This is a genomic window from Massilia timonae CCUG 45783, assembly GCF_000315425.1.
Classification (GTDB): domain Bacteria; phylum Pseudomonadota; class Gammaproteobacteria; order Burkholderiales; family Burkholderiaceae_D; genus Telluria; species Telluria timonae.
On sequence record NZ_JH992925.1, the window covers coordinates 198,957 to 214,207 of the forward strand.

At 67.5% G+C, this 15,251-nt stretch carries 17 protein-coding genes and 2 tRNA genes; 13 read left to right on the top strand and 6 right to left on the bottom strand.

Annotated elements, in window-relative coordinates:
* The 3 genes from glmM to HMPREF9710_RS21130 all read left to right on the top strand — a co-directional run bounded on the left by glmM (position 1) and on the right by HMPREF9710_RS21130 (position 1,701).
* Positions 1-1,341: a phosphoglucosamine mutase gene (glmM, locus tag HMPREF9710_RS21120; protein ID WP_005669768.1), complete on the top strand. Its 1,341-nt coding sequence runs from the start codon at positions 1-3 to the stop codon at positions 1,339-1,341.
* 74 nt (positions 1,342-1,415) lie between these two features.
* A tRNA-Pro gene (locus HMPREF9710_RS21125) sits at positions 1,416-1,492 on the top strand.
* Positions 1,493-1,624: 132 nt separating this feature from the next.
* A tRNA-Arg gene (locus HMPREF9710_RS21130) sits at positions 1,625-1,701 on the top strand.
* Positions 1,702-1,725: 24 nt separating this feature from the next.
* Here HMPREF9710_RS21130 and HMPREF9710_RS21135 read toward each other — a convergent pair.
* Together HMPREF9710_RS21135 and HMPREF9710_RS21140 are read right to left on the bottom strand one after the other, a co-directional pair.
* Positions 1,726-2,691: a tripartite tricarboxylate transporter substrate binding protein BugD gene (locus HMPREF9710_RS21135; RefSeq protein ID WP_005669770.1), complete on the bottom strand. Its 966-nt coding sequence runs from the start codon at positions 2,689-2,691 to the stop codon at positions 1,726-1,728.
* A 122-nt stretch (positions 2,692-2,813) separates the two neighbouring features.
* Entirely contained in the window at positions 2,814-3,743 is a 930-nt protein-coding gene (locus HMPREF9710_RS21140; protein WP_005669772.1) for a LysR family transcriptional regulator, read from the bottom strand.
* Positions 3,744-3,918: 175 nt separating this feature from the next.
* Here HMPREF9710_RS21140 and HMPREF9710_RS21145 point away from each other — a divergent pair, with 175 nt between their 5' ends.
* From HMPREF9710_RS21145 to HMPREF9710_RS21165, 5 genes are read left to right on the top strand one after another with little or no spacing between them, the layout of a single operon-like run.
* Entirely contained in the window at positions 3,919-4,779 is an 861-nt protein-coding gene (locus HMPREF9710_RS21145) for an HTD2 family dehydratase (protein WP_005669773.1), read from the top strand.
* Positions 4,780-4,812: 33 nt separating this feature from the next.
* On the top strand, positions 4,813-5,973 hold the full coding sequence (locus HMPREF9710_RS21150) for an acyl-CoA dehydrogenase family protein (RefSeq protein ID WP_005669775.1): 1,161 nt from the start codon (positions 4,813-4,815) through the stop codon (positions 5,971-5,973).
* A gap of 10 nt (positions 5,974-5,983) precedes the next feature.
* The gene (locus HMPREF9710_RS21155) at positions 5,984-7,162 is read left to right on the top strand and encodes a CaiB/BaiF CoA transferase family protein (protein WP_005669777.1); all 1,179 of its coding nucleotides are present in this window, start codon (positions 5,984-5,986) and stop codon (positions 7,160-7,162) included.
* Between the two features lie 23 nt (positions 7,163-7,185).
* The gene (locus HMPREF9710_RS21160) at positions 7,186-8,559 is read left to right on the top strand and encodes an MmgE/PrpD family protein (RefSeq protein WP_005669779.1); all 1,374 of its coding nucleotides are present in this window, start codon (positions 7,186-7,188) and stop codon (positions 8,557-8,559) included.
* On the top strand, positions 8,556-9,398 hold the full coding sequence (locus HMPREF9710_RS21165) for an HpcH/HpaI aldolase/citrate lyase family protein (RefSeq protein ID WP_005669781.1): 843 nt from the start codon (positions 8,556-8,558) through the stop codon (positions 9,396-9,398). The genes HMPREF9710_RS21160 and HMPREF9710_RS21165 overlap by 4 nt, the downstream gene beginning before the upstream one ends.
* Here the strand turns inward: HMPREF9710_RS21165 and HMPREF9710_RS26700 are convergent.
* Both HMPREF9710_RS26700 and HMPREF9710_RS21175 read right to left on the bottom strand, forming a co-directional pair.
* Positions 9,385-10,431: a DUF4214 domain-containing protein gene (locus HMPREF9710_RS26700; RefSeq protein WP_005669783.1), complete on the bottom strand. Its 1,047-nt coding sequence runs from the start codon at positions 10,429-10,431 to the stop codon at positions 9,385-9,387. The two genes, HMPREF9710_RS21165 and HMPREF9710_RS26700, sit on opposite strands and share 14 nt — an antisense overlap.
* 143 nt (positions 10,432-10,574) lie before the next feature.
* The gene (locus HMPREF9710_RS21175) at positions 10,575-10,985 is read right to left on the bottom strand and encodes a tellurite resistance TerB family protein (protein WP_005669785.1); all 411 of its coding nucleotides are present in this window, start codon (positions 10,983-10,985) and stop codon (positions 10,575-10,577) included.
* Positions 10,986-11,092: 107 nt separating this feature from the next.
* On the opposite strand from HMPREF9710_RS21175, the gene HMPREF9710_RS21180 reads away from it, so the two are divergent.
* Positions 11,093-11,995, top strand: a complete 903-nt coding sequence (locus HMPREF9710_RS21180) for a LysR family transcriptional regulator (RefSeq protein WP_005669787.1) — start codon at positions 11,093-11,095, stop codon at positions 11,993-11,995.
* On the opposite strand, the gene HMPREF9710_RS21185 is transcribed toward HMPREF9710_RS21180, so the two are convergent.
* Together HMPREF9710_RS21185 and HMPREF9710_RS26705 are read right to left on the bottom strand one after the other, a co-directional pair.
* On the bottom strand, positions 11,992-12,279 hold the full coding sequence (locus tag HMPREF9710_RS21185) for a hypothetical protein (protein ID WP_005669789.1): 288 nt from the start codon (positions 12,277-12,279) through the stop codon (positions 11,992-11,994). The genes HMPREF9710_RS21180 and HMPREF9710_RS21185 overlap by 4 nt on opposite strands.
* Entirely contained in the window at positions 12,276-12,983 is a 708-nt protein-coding gene (locus HMPREF9710_RS26705) for a S24 family peptidase (protein ID WP_229409903.1), read from the bottom strand. Before HMPREF9710_RS26705 ends, HMPREF9710_RS21185 begins: the two co-directional genes overlap by 4 nt.
* Positions 12,984-13,166: 183 nt before the next feature.
* Here HMPREF9710_RS26705 and HMPREF9710_RS21195 point away from each other — a divergent pair, with 183 nt between their 5' ends.
* The 4 genes from HMPREF9710_RS21195 to HMPREF9710_RS28295 form a co-directional block, all read left to right on the top strand.
* Positions 13,167-13,364 (top strand): phage holin family protein, encoded by a 198-nt coding sequence (locus HMPREF9710_RS21195; protein ID WP_005669793.1) that lies wholly within the window; start codon positions 13,167-13,169, stop codon positions 13,362-13,364.
* A gap of 80 nt (positions 13,365-13,444) precedes the next feature.
* The gene (locus HMPREF9710_RS21200; RefSeq protein ID WP_005669795.1) at positions 13,445-13,798 is read left to right on the top strand and encodes a DUF5710 domain-containing protein; all 354 of its coding nucleotides are present in this window, start codon (positions 13,445-13,447) and stop codon (positions 13,796-13,798) included.
* 75 nt (positions 13,799-13,873) lie between these two features.
* Positions 13,874-14,827, top strand: coding sequence for an MBL fold metallo-hydrolase (locus HMPREF9710_RS21205; RefSeq protein WP_005669797.1), 954 nt, complete (start codon positions 13,874-13,876; stop codon positions 14,825-14,827).
* 104 nt (positions 14,828-14,931) lie between these two features.
* The coding region (locus HMPREF9710_RS28295) for a hypothetical protein (protein ID WP_005669799.1) at positions 14,932-15,251 on the top strand (320 nt) is incomplete at its 3' end.

A 15,251-nucleotide genomic window follows, 5' to 3' on the forward strand; every position in this document is an offset into this window, starting at 1 on the left:
ATGGCACGGAAATATTTCGGCACCGATGGCGTGCGCGGCACGGTGGGCGTGGCGCCAATTACTCCTGAATTCGTGATGCGTCTCGGCTACGCCGCCGGCACCGTCCTGGCCAAGGGCCGCAAGTCGAGCAGCGGCCGTCCGGTCGTCCTGATCGGCAAGGACACCCGCATCTCGGGCTATATGCTCGAAGCGGCGCTGGAAGCCGGCCTGTCCGCCGCCGGCGTCGATTCGATGCTGGCCGGCCCGATGCCGACCCCGGCCATCGCCTACCTGACCCGCGCGCTGCGCCTGCAGGCCGGCGTCGTGATCTCGGCCTCGCACAATCCCTTCCAGGACAACGGCATCAAGTTCTTCTCGGAACACGGCACCAAGCTGCCGGACGCCGTCGAGCTCGAGATCGAAGAAGCGATCGACCAGCCGATGGGCTGCGTCGCTTCCGACAAGCTCGGCCGCGCGACCCGCCTGCGCGACGCCCAGGGCCGCTACATCGAATTCTGCAAGAGCACCTTCCCGAACGAACTCGACCTGCGCGGCCTGAAGATCGTGGTCGACAGCGCCCACGGCGCCGCCTACAACATCGCGCCGCACGTGTTCCACGAACTCGGCGCCGAAGTCATCTCGATCGGCGCCCAGCCGGACGGCTTCAATATCAATGCCGGCTTCGGCGCCACCGCGCCGAAGGCGCTGTCCGAAGCCGTGGTGGCCAACAAGGCCGACCTCGGCATCGCGCTGGACGGCGACGCCGACCGCCTGATCATGGTCGACGCCAATGGACGCGTCTACAACGGCGACGAGCTGCTGTACGTGATGGTGCGCGACCGCATGAGCACCGGTCCGGTGGCGGGCGCGGTCGGCACCCTGATGACGAATATGGCGCTCGAAGTCGCCTTCAAGCAGATGGGCATCGGCTTCGCGCGCGCCAAGGTCGGCGACCGCTACGTGCTCGAGGTCATGAAAGAGCGCGGCTGGCTGTTCGGCGGCGAAGGCTCGGGCCACCTGCTGGCGCTTGACAAGCACAGCACCGGCGACGGCATCGTGTCGGCGCTACAAGTGCTGTCGGCCCTGGTGCGCGGCAATAAATCGCTGGCGGAATGCTGCAGCGAGCTGCAACTGTTCCCGCAAACGCTGATCAACAAGAAGGTCACGCCGGGCTTCGACTGGACCAGCGACCAGGCCCTGGTGGCCGAGAAGGAGGCGGTCGAGCGCGAACTGGGCGACAACGGCCGCGTGCTGATCCGGGCGTCCGGCACCGAACCGCTGATCCGCGTGATGGTGGAAGCGAAAGAGGCGGCCGTGGCCGAAAGCATGGCGCGCCGCATCGCGGACAAGCTGGCGGCCTGATCGAAGTGCCAGTCCGGCAAGATGCAGGCCGGACTGGCGCTCGGCACCGTCATCGCGTATAATGTTTCTCACGGCGGAGTGTAGCGCAGCCCGGTAGCGCACCTGGTTTGGGACCAGGGGGTCCAAGGTTCGAATCCTTGTACTCCGACCAAAAGATTCATCAAGACAGGCTGTCCTAGGACGGCCTGTTTTGTTTTTAGCGCTGCTATGGTTTGCTACGGCAACGAGCCTGGCCTTATTGCAAGCAGGATGCTTGCGGTTTATAGTAGCGCTCTTCCAAGATCCGCCCTTAGCTCAGTTGGATAGAGCAACGGCCTTCTAAGCCGTGGGTCGGGGGTTCGATTCCCTCAGGGCGGGCCAATCACATCGCGCATACGAACGCCGTCAATCGGCGTAGGCCCCCGCCTTCTTGTAGATCGGCCCCCACTTGTCGATCTCCGCTTTCAGATGCGTGCGCAAGCCTTCCGGCGTGGCCTTCTCGGCCGGGACCGGTTCCGTTCCGAGCTCGGCGAACCGGGCCTTCACGTTGGGATCCTTCAGCGCTTCGCGCAGGGCCGTCCCGAGCCGGTCGACCACGGCCTTCGGTGTTCCCTTGGGCGCATACATGCCGTGCCACACATACATCTCGAAGCCGGCGATGCCTTGCTCGGCCAGGGTCGGCACCTGGGGCAGCGAGGCGATGCGCGCCTTGGTGGTCGCGCCAAACACCTTGACCTTGCCGGTCTTGATGTAGGACGTGGTCGAGGTGGTCTGGTCGCACAGCAGGTCGATCTGGCCGCCCAGCAGGTCGTTCATCGCCGGGGCCGTGCCCTTATAGGGCACCGTGGTGAGCTGCGTGCCGATGGCGCTCAGGAACAGCATGCCGCACTGGTGCGAGACGGCGCCGAGCCCGGCATTGCCCATGGTCAGCTTGTCCTTGTTGGCCTTGATATAGGTGAGCAGTTCGGGCAGGGTGTTCGGCGCCAGGTTCTTGCGCGCCAGCAGCACCATCGGGACGTCGGCCACCTGCCCCACGTATTCGAAATCCGTCATCGGATTGAAGGCCAGCTTGCGGTACAGCGCCGGACTGGTGCTCATGCCATTGTGGTGCAGCAAGATGGTATAGCCATCGGGCGCGGCCCGCGCCACCTTGCCCGCGGCGATCGTGCCGCCGGCGCCGGTGGCATTCTCGACCACGACCGACTGGCCGAGCGACTTCGCCATGGTCTGGCCGAGGATGCGGCCGATGACGTCGGTCGGCCCGCCGGCCGAGAAGGGAATGATCATCGTGATTGCCCGGGCCGGGTAATCGGCCGCGTGGGCGCCAGCGGCGGCCAGCGCCAGGCCGGCAAACATCAGTTTTTTCAGCATCGTCGTCTCCTGTGCTCGTTGTGTCGGGTGGTCCCGTTGTTTTGAACCATCCTAAGAGCTTATGGGAGGGCGCACGAAATACCTTTTTGTGATGCCAGCATCAGGGAACGGCATAGCTCGTTTCAGCGTCCGATCCAGGCCGCGCCCGGCCAGGCCTGCTGGTCCACCATCTCCTTCATCAGCGCGGTCAGGATGGGGGCCGCGGCGGCGCTGGCCGGGGAGGGCCGGCGCGCGGCGGCGCGCGCCAGCACGATGCGGCGCGACAGGTCCGGCGTGCCGACCGGGGCGCCGGAGAGCGTTCCTGCCTGCAGTTCTTCCAGCACGGCCGAGGTGGGCAGGATCGTGTAGCCGAAGCCCTTGGCCACGAGCGACTTCTGCAGGTCCAGCGCATTGGTCTCGGCGACGACGTCGACGCTGATGCCGGCCACCGCCAGCGCGTGCTCGATGATGCTGCGCAGCCCGTGCGACGCGTTCGGCATCACCATCGGCCGGTCCTTGAGCCCTTTCAAGGGAAACGGTTCGTTTCCCGTGAATTCACCCGGCGGGCCGAGCACGTACAGGCGCTCGTCGACCAGCGCCTCGGCCTGCAGGCCGGTGGACGAGCGCGTGTCGTACAGCAGGGCCAGTTCGATGTCGCCTGCTTCCAGCCACTGGAGCACATTGCCGGCATAGCCGACGGTGATGCTGACCGTCACCGCCGGGTAGCGGGCGCGCACCCGCGCCACCAGCTCGCCCGCCAGCAGCCGGCTGGTGCTGGCCAGCAGGCCGATCGTCAAGCGTCCGGAGACGCTCGTGGTCGCCGGCCCGATCTCGGCGCGCGCCTTGTCCAGCTCGCGCAGCGCGCGGCGCCCATACTCGACCAGGGTGCGGCCGGCGTCGGTCAGCACCATGCCGTGGCGCTCGCGCTCGAACAGCGGCACGCCGCATTCTTCTTCCAGCAGCCGGATGTGGCGCGAGACGGCCGGCTGGACCAGGTGGAGCAGTTCGCCTGCGCGGGTGGCGCTGCCGGTCTCGGCGATCGCGATCAGGGTGCGGATCTGCTTGATGTCCATGAACGTTCCGGTAATGGATGAGCCATCAACATATGCTCTTTCACGCGGCTTGGCAATCGCGATTCATGATGGCCACAGCTATCGCGGCGCGTGATGGAGGAATCACGTTTTTCTATTTCTACGGGCAATCCATTCAAATCTATGATGAGTCATCCGATTCCTTTCACGGCGAACGATGACTACCAACGAATTCGATGCAAGCCTGCTCCAGCAGTGGACAGGCAAGACCGAAGTGCTGCACGATGTGCTGCGGCCCGACGCGGTGGCGGCCCTGGCCGCCACGCTGGACTATCCGGACGCGCCCGCCCAGGGCGAGGCGCTGCCGCCCCTGTGGCACTGGATTTACTTCCACGCGATCGCCCAGCAGTCGCAGCTGGGCGACGACGGTCACCCGAAACGGGGCGGCTTCCTGCCGCCGGTGCCGCTGCCGCGGCGCATGTGGGCGGGCGGCCGTTTCGAGTTCCATGCGCCGGCGCGGATCGGCGAGCTCGTGACGCGCACCTCGACCATCCGCAGCGTGCAGGCCAAGGAAGGCGCCAGCGGCAGCCTGGTGTTCGTCACCGTGCGGCATGACATCCGCCAGGGCGGGGCGCCGGTCATCACCGAGGAACACGACATCGTCTACCGCGACCTGCCCGCGCCCGGCGCGGCAGCGCCGGCGCCCCGGCCGGCCCCGGCCGACGCGCGCTGGTCGCGCACCATCCACCCCGATCCGGTGCTGCTGTTTCGCTATTCGGCCCTGACCTTCAACGGCCATCGCATCCACTACGACCGCAGCTACGTCACCGGGGTGGAAGGCTATCCCGGCCTGATCGTGCACGGCCCGCTCATCGCCACGCTGCTGGTCGACCTGGTGCGGCGCGAGCTGCCGGGCGCGGACATCGCGCGCTTCAGCTTCCGCGCCGTCAGTCCGCTGTTCGATACCGCGCCGTTCGCGGTCTGCGGCAAGCCGGGACCGGACGGCAAGACCATTTCCCTATGGGCGCAGAACGACCGGGGCGAACTCGCCATGCAGGCCGAGGCGACCCTGCGCTGAGCGCATCATCCCTACACTATCCAGGAGACCCACATGATCCACTTGGAACTGCCGCACCAGGATATCCGCGATGCGGTCCGCTCGCTGTGCGAAGAATTTCCGCCGGAGTACTTTCGCAAGATCGACGAAGAGCGCGGCTATCCCGCGCAGTTCGTCGACGCGCTGACGCAGGCCGGCTGGATGGCCGCCCTGATCCCGCAGGAATACGGCGGTTCCGGCCTCGGCCTGACCGAAGCCTCCGTCATCATGGAAGAGATCAACCGCGCCGGCGGCAACTCCGGCGCCTGCCATGGCCAGATGTACAATATGGGCACCTTGCTGCGCCACGGTTCGGCGGCCCAGAAGGAACGCTACCTGCCGCAGATCGCCAGCGGCGCGCTGCGCCTGCAGTCGATGGCGGTCACCGAGCCGACCACCGGCACCGACACCACCAAGATCAAGACCACGGCCGTGCGCAAGGGCGACCGCTATGTCGTCAACGGCCAGAAGGTGTGGATCTCGCGGGTGCAGCACTCCGACCTGATGATCCTGCTGGCGCGCACCACGCCGCTGGCCGAGGTGACCAAAAAATCCGAGGGCATGTCGATCTTCATCGTCGACCTGCGCGAGGCGATCGGCAAGGGCCTGGCGGTGCAGCCGATCCTCAATATGGTCAACCACGAGACCAACGAGCTGTTCTTCGAGAACCTCGAGATCCCGGTCGAGAACCTGATCGGCGAAGAGGGCAAGGGGTTCAAGTACATCCTCGACGGCCTGAACGCGGAGCGCACCCTGATCGCCGCCGAATGCATCGGCGACGGCTACTGGTTCATCGACAAGGTCACCAACTATGTGAACGAGCGCGTCGTGTTCGGACGCCCGATCGGCCAGAACCAGGGCGTGCAGTTCCCGATCGCCAAGGCCTTCGTCAACATCGAGGCGGCCAACCTGATGCGCTACCAGGCCTGCGCGCTGTTCGACGCCAATCAGCCCTGCGGCGCCCAGGCGAACATGGCCAAGATGCTGGCCGCCGACGCCTCGTGGGAAGCGGCCAACGCCTGCCTGCAGTTCCACGGCGGCTTCGGCTTCGCCGCCGAATACGACGTCGAGCGCAAGTTCCGCGAGACGCGCTTGTACCAGGTCGCGCCGATCTCGACCAACATGATCCTGTCGTACGTGGCCGAACACGTGCTCGGCCTGCCGCGTTCGTACTAGGAGACTGATCATGCGACCTCTGGATGGCATCACCGTCGTCACCCTGGAACACGCGATCGCCGCGCCGTTCTGCACCCGCCAGCTGGCCGACCTGGGCGCCCGCGTGATCAAGGTCGAGCGGCCCGGCGTGGGCGACTTCGCGCGCGCCTACGACACGCGCGCGCGCGGCATGGCCTCGCATTTCGTCTGGACCAACCGCTCCAAGGAGAGCCTGACGCTGGACGTCAAGCACCGCCAGGCCGCGCCGATCCTCGAGGGGCTGCTGGCCGGGGCCGACGTCCTGGTGCAGAACCTGGCGCCGGGCGCGGCGGCGCGCCTGGGCCTGTCGTGGGAAGCCTTGAAGGAGCGCTTTCCGCGCCTGATCGTGTGCGACATCTCGGGCTATGGCGCCGACGGCCCCTACCGCGACAAGAAGGCCTACGACCTGCTGATCCAGAGCGAATCGGGCTTCCTGTCGATCACCGGTTCGCCCGACGAGCCGGCCAAGGCCGGCTGCTCGATCGCCGACATCGCGGCCGGCATGTACGCCTACACGAACATCCTGGCCGCCCTGATCCAGCGCGGGCGCACGGGCGAGGGCGCCCACATCGATGTCTCCATGCTCGAGAGCATGGCCGAGTGGATGAATTACCCGCTGTATTACGCGATCGACGGCGCCGCGCCGCCGCCGCGCGCCGGCGCGGCTCACGCCACCATCTATCCGTATGGGCCGTTCCCGGTCGGCGACGGCAAGACCGTCATGCTGGGGCTGCAGAACGAACGCGAGTGGGAACAGTTCTGCGCCAAAGTGTTGCGCCAGCCCGAACTGGCCGCGGATGCGCGCTTCGCCTCGAACGCGGCGCGCAACGGGGCGCGCCAGGAACTGCGCGCCATCATCGTCGACGTGTTCGCGCAGCTGACCGCCGAGCAGGTGGTCGCGCGCCTCGACGAGGCGCAGATCGCGAACGCCCACATGAACGATATGCACGACCTCTGGCGGCACCCGCAACTGGCGGCGCGCGGACGCTGGGTCGACGTCGGCATCCCGGACGGCGCGATCCCGGCGCTGCTGCCGCCGGCGGTCCCGAACACCTGGCAGGCGCGCATGGACCCGGTGCCGGCGCTGGGCGAACATACCGAGGCGATCCTGTCCGGGCTCGGCTACGCCAGCGCCGACATCGCCGCCCTGCGCGCCGAGCGCGCCATCTGAATACAGCAATAAAAAGGAAGAACATGAGCGACCACCCAAGCCAGGCGCTTGCCGCCTTTGCCGCCCAGCTGCGCTACGAAGACATCCCGCCGGCCGTCATGGCGCGCGCCGAAGACCTGATGCTCGACTGGTTCGGATCGGCGCTGGCTGGCAGGAACGGCCGGCCGGTCCAGTGCATCGAATCGTTCGCGCGCACGATGGGGGCCGGCCCCGGCGGCGGCGCCGAAGTGCTGATCTCGCGCCGCACCACGACGCCGCTGTTCGCCGCAATGGTCAATGCCGCGTCCTCGCACTACGCCGAGCAGGACGACGTGCACAACGGTTCGGTGTTCCACCCGGCCACCGTGGTGTTCCCGGCCGTGCTGGCCGTGGCCCAGGCGAACGGCGCCAGCGGACGCGAGCTAATGACGGCGGCGGTGGCCGGCTACGAAGTCGGCATCCGCGTCGGCGAGTTCCTCGGCCGCTCGCACTACCGGACCTTCCATACCACCGGCACCGCCGGCACCGTCGCCGCGGCGGCCGCCGTCGGCCGCCTGCTGGGCCTGACGCCCGAGCGCATGCTGGATGCCTTCGGTTCGGCCGGCACGCAAGCGGCCGGACTGTGGGAATTCCTGCGCGACGCCGCCGATTCGAAGCAGCTGCACACCGCCAAGGCCGCGAGCGACGGCCTGATGGCCGCGTATCTGGCGGCCGAGGGCTTCACCGGCGCGCGCCGGATCCTGGAGGGCAAGCAGGGCATGGCGGCCGGCATGTCGCATGACGCCGATCCGGCGCGGCTCACCAATGGCCTGGGCACGCGCTGGGCGACGGCCGAAACTTCGTTCAAGTTCCACGCCTCGTGCCGCCACACGCACCCGGCGGCCGACGCGCTGCTGCAGGTGATCGTCGCCGAAGACCTGCGCCCCGAGCAGATCGCCGCCGTGACGGCCCACGTGCACCAGGGCGCGCTCGACGTGCTCGGCCCGGTGGTCGATCCGCGCACGGTCCACCAGGCGAAATTCTCGATGGGGACGGTGCTGGGCCTGATCGCGCAGTTCCGCAGCGCCGGCCTGAACGAATTCGACGAGGCCTACGCCGACCCGCGCATCGTGGCCTTGCGCGACAAGGTGACGATGGCGCTGGACGACGAGGTGGACGGCGCCTACCCGGCGCGCTGGATCGGCAAGGTGACGGTGACGACCACCGACGCTCGGGTGCTGAGGGCGCGGGTCGACGAACCGAAGGGCGACCCGGGCAATACCCTGAGCCGGCGCGAGCTGGAAGACAAGGCACTGCGGCTGGCGCGTTTCAGCGCCGCCGCGACTGACGACGAGATGCGCGCCGTGTTCGAGCGCATCTGGCACATCGGCCGCACGCCGGTCGTCGGCCACTTCCTCGCGCCCGGAGAGACGCGATGAACCCGCCAGCCCCATTGCCCCGGTCTTACCTGTTCGTGCCCGGCAACCGCCCGGAGCGCTTCGACAAGGCGTACGCGGCCGGCGCCGACGCCGTGATCGTCGACCTCGAGGACGCGGTGCCGTTCGCCGACAAGGCGGCCGCGCGCGAGGCCGTCGCCGCCTGGTTGTCGGCGCAGAAGCCGGTGCTGGTGCGCATCAACGGCGCCGACACCGACTGGTTCGCCGACGACCTGGCCCTGTGCCGCATGCCCGGCGTGGCCGGCGTGGTGCTGCCGAAGGCCGAGCAGGCCGGCGACATCGCGCGCCTGCGCGCGGCCGGGGCCACGGCGGTGCTGCCGCTGATCGAAAGCGCGGCCGGGATCGACCATCTGCGCGCGATCGCCGCGGCGCGCGGCGTGCAGCGCCTGATGTTCGGCTCGATCGATTTCCAGCTCGACCTGGGCATCCCGGGCGAACGCGAAGAGCTGCTGTTCTTCCGTTCGCAACTGGTGCTGGCTTCGCGTCTGGCCGGGCTCGCGGCGCCGGTCGATGGCGTCAGCACGGCGCTCGACGACGCCGAGCGGCTGGCCGACGATGCCCGGCATGCGCGCCAGATGGGATTCGGCGCCAAGCTGTGCATCCATCCGAAGCAGGTCGACGCCGTGAACCGCTGCTTCACGCCCGGCGCGCACGAGCTGGCGTGGGCCGGGCGGGTGCTGGAGGCGGCGGCGCACGCCGACGGCGCCGCGGTGGCCCTGGACGGCAAGATGATCGACCGGCCCGTGATCCTGCGCGCGCAAGCCATCGTCGACGCCCATGCGCTGCGCGCGGGGCTGGCGGAGCCCGTCAGCTCACGATGAATTCGTAACCGGCCTGCAGCGAACCGATGACCTTGACCTGGTTTTCCGGGCTTTCGCTGAAGCCCACCAGCATGTCGGCCACGGTGATCGTCTTGCTGTCCAGCGCCTGCTTCCAGTAGGCGAATCCTTCGGCGTCGGGCGCACGGTCGAGCACGTTCGCATAGAGCAGGGTGACGATGTCGGCATTGGTCGCCGCCGCGCCGGCCAGCTTGCCGAACTCGGCCGAGTGGACGAAAGCGTCCGCCACCGCGTGCAGGCTCGTGCCGTCACCCATCCGGCCGATCCAGTAGCCGAGTCCAGCCTTGTCCGGCGTGCGGTCGAAGGCCGCCTGGTACAGGCGATAGGCCTCGGCCGGAAAGCCCGTGGTCTCGTAGGAGATATGATCGCCGCCCTCGAAGGACAGCCGCTCGACGTTGCGCAGCGTGTCGATCCCATCGAGGCCCAGCAGGTCGGTGACCGTGATGGCGCCGTCCTTCCCGCTCACCGTGTATTCCTCGCGATAGCCTTCCAGCACGAAGGTGTCGATGCCGGCGCCGCCGTCGACGATGTCGTCCGAGCGCGTGCCGTACAGCATGTCGTGGCCGGCGCCGCCGACGATGGTATTGGTGATCGGATAGACCGGCGCCCGGTCTTCGTAGACGTTCACGCTGGCGTAGGTGTCGTAGTAGTCCTGGCTCCAGGCGGCGTCGATGTAGTACCAGCCGGTATAGGGGGCGACGAACGAGGCGTAGTCATAGCCGTAGGCGCCGCTGCCGTCGTCGCTGGCGATTTCCTTGCCCAGGTCGTCGAATACGCGCATGACGACCGGGTCGAAGTAACTGCCGCTCTGCACCGTGTAAGCCATGCCCCTGGTGGCGTGGAAGACGAAGATATCGTCCTGGCCGGCATACGGGTCATGGGTGCCGAAGTGGGCGGTGCGCCCATAGTGCTGGCCGAGCTGCGGGTCGTGCACCGGCCGCAGCTCGAGGCGCCAGGCCCAGTCCATCTCGGACGGCGTCAGGGTGTACTGGTGATCCTGGGAATAGTTCGACATGATGGACCTCGCGCGATGTGAGGTCTTCATTGTATGGCTGGGCTATTCCGGTAATGTGTGCAAATAGTGTCGCTTTGTAACGGCGGCGCCTCAATTGCAAGCATGTCTTTCAACGTATGCATGCGAAGGCGCCGCCCCTGTCGTCACACCGTGCTGGCGGCCTCGACGCCCGCCTCGGCCCAGGCATGCATCGCGCGGCGCAGCAGCCGGCGCTCGCGGTGGTCGATCACGCTGTCGGCGCGCACGATCTCGAGCATGCCTTTCAGGACCGTGGCGCGCAGCAGCTCGTCCTGCACCTCGTCGAGCAGGCGGTCGATCGTCGCGGGTTCGATCTCGACCATGCCGCCCTCGCGGTCGGCGCTCGTCGCCAGCAGGTCCTGGGTCAGCTCGCCCGCCGTGTCGTCGAAGGTGTCTTCGCTCACCCGCAACGCCCCGAGCACGCCGCTGCGGTGCAGGCTCTTGAGCTCCTGCGGCGCGATGCGGCCGTCGACGATCATGGCCAGCGCCAGCAGGCGGCACATGGCTTTCGGGCTGTTGGTGGGGTAACTTCTCATTGTATTCCTCGCTTCAAAAGAACTGGGAGTCATCAATATACGGCGCTGCAAAACGAAAGTAAAATCGAATAATCTTTCGAAATCATTCCGTTTTTTGGTGGTATTAAATGATCAATTACAAGCACCTGCAATATTTTCATGCCGTCGCGACGGTGGGCAGCGTCGCGCGCGCCGCGGAGCAATTGCACGTGTCCCCACAGGCGATCAGCACCCAGTTGCAGGTGCTGGAAGACCAGCTTGGCGAGGAATTGCTGCGCAAGAAGGGACGTGGGCTGGCGCTGACCGAGGCCGGCAAGACGGTGCTGCGCTATGCCGACCAGATCTTCAGCCTCGGCAACGAATTGGAACAGGCGGTGCGGCGCGGCGTGTTCACGGAGACCGAAACCCTGCGCGTCGGCCTGTGCGACGTGATCGCCAAGACGATGGCCTTTCGCCTGCTGCAGCCGGCGCGCGATGCCGGCCTGGCCATGCACCTGGTGTGCAGGGAAGGGCGCTTCGCCGACCTGATGGAAGACCTGAGCGCGCACCGGCTCGACCTGCTGATCTCGGACCAGGGCCTGCCGCCTGGCGGCGCGGTGCGCGGCCACAGCCACCTGCTGGGATCGAGCACGGTGACGGTGGTGGCGCATCCCGAGGTCTGCCGGCGCTGGGCCGGGCCATTCCCGCAACGCCTGAAGGATGCGCCGTTCCTGATGCCGGGCGAGGATGCGGCCCTGCACAGCCAGCTCAGGGCCTGGCTCGAGGCGCATGGATTGCGGCCGATCGTGGTGGGCGAGTTCGACGACGGCGCCTTGCTCGGTTCCTTCGCCGGCGCGGGCGCCGGCTTCATGGTGGCGCCGACCGTGCTGGCGGACGCGCTGTGCGCGCAGTATGGACTGGAGCAGGTGGGCGTGATCGATTCGATCGTCGAGCAGATCTATGCGGTGACGGTCGAGCGGCGCGTGCACCATCCGGCGTTGCGGCGGATACTGGAGCGGGCCGCGAGCGCCTTTGGCGACCGAGCCGCCTAGAACGGCGGCGCGGCGTCGTCAGGCGGCGCGAGGTCAAGGTCGATCGTTTGTTCGACCATGCCGGCCAGGTCGAGTTCGGCCAGCAGCTGATGCGTATCGAATGCCGCATACGCCCGCGACGGTCTTGCGCGCGGCGCCGCCAGCATGATCGGCAGGCGCGGGAACCAGGGCCCGAGCCGCGCCAGCAGCGCGTCCCCGACGCCGGGCCGCAGGCAGTCGGGGTCGGCGAAGACGAGCGCGATGCGGACGCCGCGCACGGTGACGATGCCGCCTGTGAGTCTCAAATGCGGTCGCTTTCCTTGCGCACCACGCGCCCGATGACGATGCATTCGCCGCCCTGGCACAGCTTGCGGTGGTACTTGCGCCCGTCGACGTTGTCGGAGGTGAGCCACCACTGGCCGGCATCGCGCGCCAGGCGCTTGACCACGGCTTCGCCCTCGTAGTTGAAGGCGTACACGGCGCCGTCGACCAGCTTGGTGTCGAGCGTGTTGATGACCACGATGTCGCCCGCGTACAGCGAGGGCTCCATGCTCTCGCCCTTGACGTAGATGGCGATCAGGTGCGACGGGTTGTACTGGTTGCGCTCGATCCAGGTGCGGCGCATGCCGAGCGTGCCGCCGTCGCGCCGTTCGGGCTCGGTCTGGTAGCCGGTGATGCCGGCCGACAGCCGCAGCTTGACCATCGGGATCTGTACGAAGCCGTCGTCGTCGCCTTCGGCCGCCACGACCCGCAGGGCATTGCTCACCCCTCCGTGGGGCGGCGCGTCGGTCGCGGGCGCGCCCGACATGGGCGCCAGGATTTCCGGCGGCAGGCTGCGGCCGGTGACCCGCGAAATGGCGAGCAGCTGCTTCAGGTTCGGGCTGTGCTTTTCGTTTTCCCAGTGCGAGATATTGGCCTTGGTGTTGCCGCGCTCGGTGCCGAGTTCGAGCGCCAGCCGCGCGCCGAGCGCCGTGCCGGACAGGCCGGCGGCGGTGCGCGCTTCTCTCACCCAGCCTGCAATCATCGTTTGGAGATCCATATCGCCATGGTATAGGAAAACTATACGCAAGAGTATAGTTTTTATTTACTGATGTGGTATAGTTTTCCTAAACTTTCATTCACCGCGTTGACGTGGCTCAGGGACCATCACGGTTCCCCATGCGCCGCTTCAGGGCGAAGCACGGGGGACACGATGATCATTGATACTTACCTGCGCCTTCTCGGCGCCGCCCAGGCCACGCCGCTGACGCTGGCGGACCTGGGCATCCTGGTCGGCATCCTGACCGGCTTGCTGGGGGCGCTCGTCAACCTGGTGTACACCTGGCGCAAGGACCGCCGCGAGCAGCGCGAAAGCGACGCCGCGTGGGCCCGGCGGCGCCAGGAAAAGTGACGGCGCGACACCCGTCGCCCGGGCATGGTCGCTGTAGAATAGCGGGCCGCACTGACATCGATTCCGGAGCACGTTCGTTCATGGTTTTCCTCACCGTCCCCTATGCCGAGAAGGACGCCGCCAAGGCGCTCGGCGCCCGTTGGAACCCGACCCGCAAACGCTGGTACGTGCCGGACGGCGTGGCCACCGAGCCGTTCGCCAAGTGGCTCGACGGCGCGCCCGGCGGGGACGCCCCGTCCGCGAAGCCGGGCCGGGTCGACAGCTACCAGGGCAAGACCGTGGTCGGCCTGCACTACATCGAACTGGCGCACGACTGCAATCCGATGCAGGCTTGCCCCAGCTGCATGGAGCAGCTGGCCGGCACGCCCTGGGCCCAGGCGCAAGCCGGGCTGCGGGCGCTGGTCGGCGCGCTGCCGGGCACATCGAGCAAGTGAGCGGCGCCGCCCGGGCCTTCGTGTTAACGTGAAGGCAGGCGGACCGGCTGGTTCGCAGCCACCCGGAGATCCTTCATGCGCTTGCCCCGCCTGCTGTTCACCACCATCTTCCTGACCGCACTGTGCGGCCTCGCCGCCGGCGCCCAGGCCCAGGCGCCGGACACCCGACAGCAAGGGCAGGTGTCGACGCTGCAGCTTCCGGCAGGCGAGGGCGCGCTCGACGCGGCGCAGGGCAGCGTGCAGTTCATCGGCACGGCGACCGTGCTGATCCGCTACCAGGGCTTCACCATCCTGACCGATCCCAATTTTTTGCACAAGGGCGACCACGTGCACCTGGGCTATGGCTTGACTTCCGAACGGAAGACGAATCCGGCGATCGCTTTCGACGATCTCCCACCCATTGACCTGGTGGTGCTGTCGCATTTTCACGGCGACCACTTCGACCAGCTGGTGCAGAAACGCCTGAATCGTGCGGTGCCCATCGTCAGCACCCGCCAGGCCGCGGCCAGTCTCGAGAAACTGGGATTCACCCGCGTGACCGGACTGAGTCCGTGGGACCGGCTGGACGTCTCGAAAGGCGAGGCGCGCCTGCGGGTGACGGCCACGCCCGGCCGCCACGGACCGGCCGGCGTGGCCGCGCTGCTGCCCAAGGTGATGGGTTCGGTGCTCGACTTCGGGGCGGATCCGGCGGCGCCCGACTACCGCATGTACATCAGTGGCGATACGCTGGTGATCGACGACATCAAGACCGTGCCGGAACGCTTTCCCGGCATCGACCTGGCCTTGCTGCACCTGGGCGGCACGCGTATCCTGGGCGTCGTCAAGGTCACCATGGACGGCAAGGACGGCGTGCGCATGATGCAGGTGGTGCGCCCCAAAAAGACCATCCCGATCCACTATAACGACTATGACGTCTTCAAGTCGCCGCTCGAGGACTTCGCGCGCGAGGTGAAGGCCGCGGGACTCGAACAGGAAGTGGTGTACCTGGCACACGGCGAAACGTATACGTTCACCAGGGCGAAGCGCTGAGCACGAGCTTTTTCGCCACAGGGCGGATTTGAATCGTGCGCGTCTCGCGTTACTGCTGAGTAAACGCTAAGATGCCAGCTTGACAATATTGCTCAAGCGATGACATGACCAAAGCGACCGCTGGCAGGCGCGGATACGACCAGGCACGCAGTGACCGGCGCCTGGGCGTGGGCTTTGTCATGTCGGTCGTGCTGCACGGCCTGTTGCTGTCGCTGCAGTTCGGTGTTCCCGGCCTCGACTTTGGCGGCGGGGGACCGATCAACGTCACCCTGGCGCCTTCCCCGGCAGCGCCGCCGGCGACCGCGCCGATTCTCCCATTGCCTGAAACGCCGGCGCCGCTTGCGCCACCCACGACGCCTGCGCCACCGTCGGCCCCGGCCCCGGCGCCGGCGCGCGGCCTGCGCCTGGTCGACCCACCGCCCCC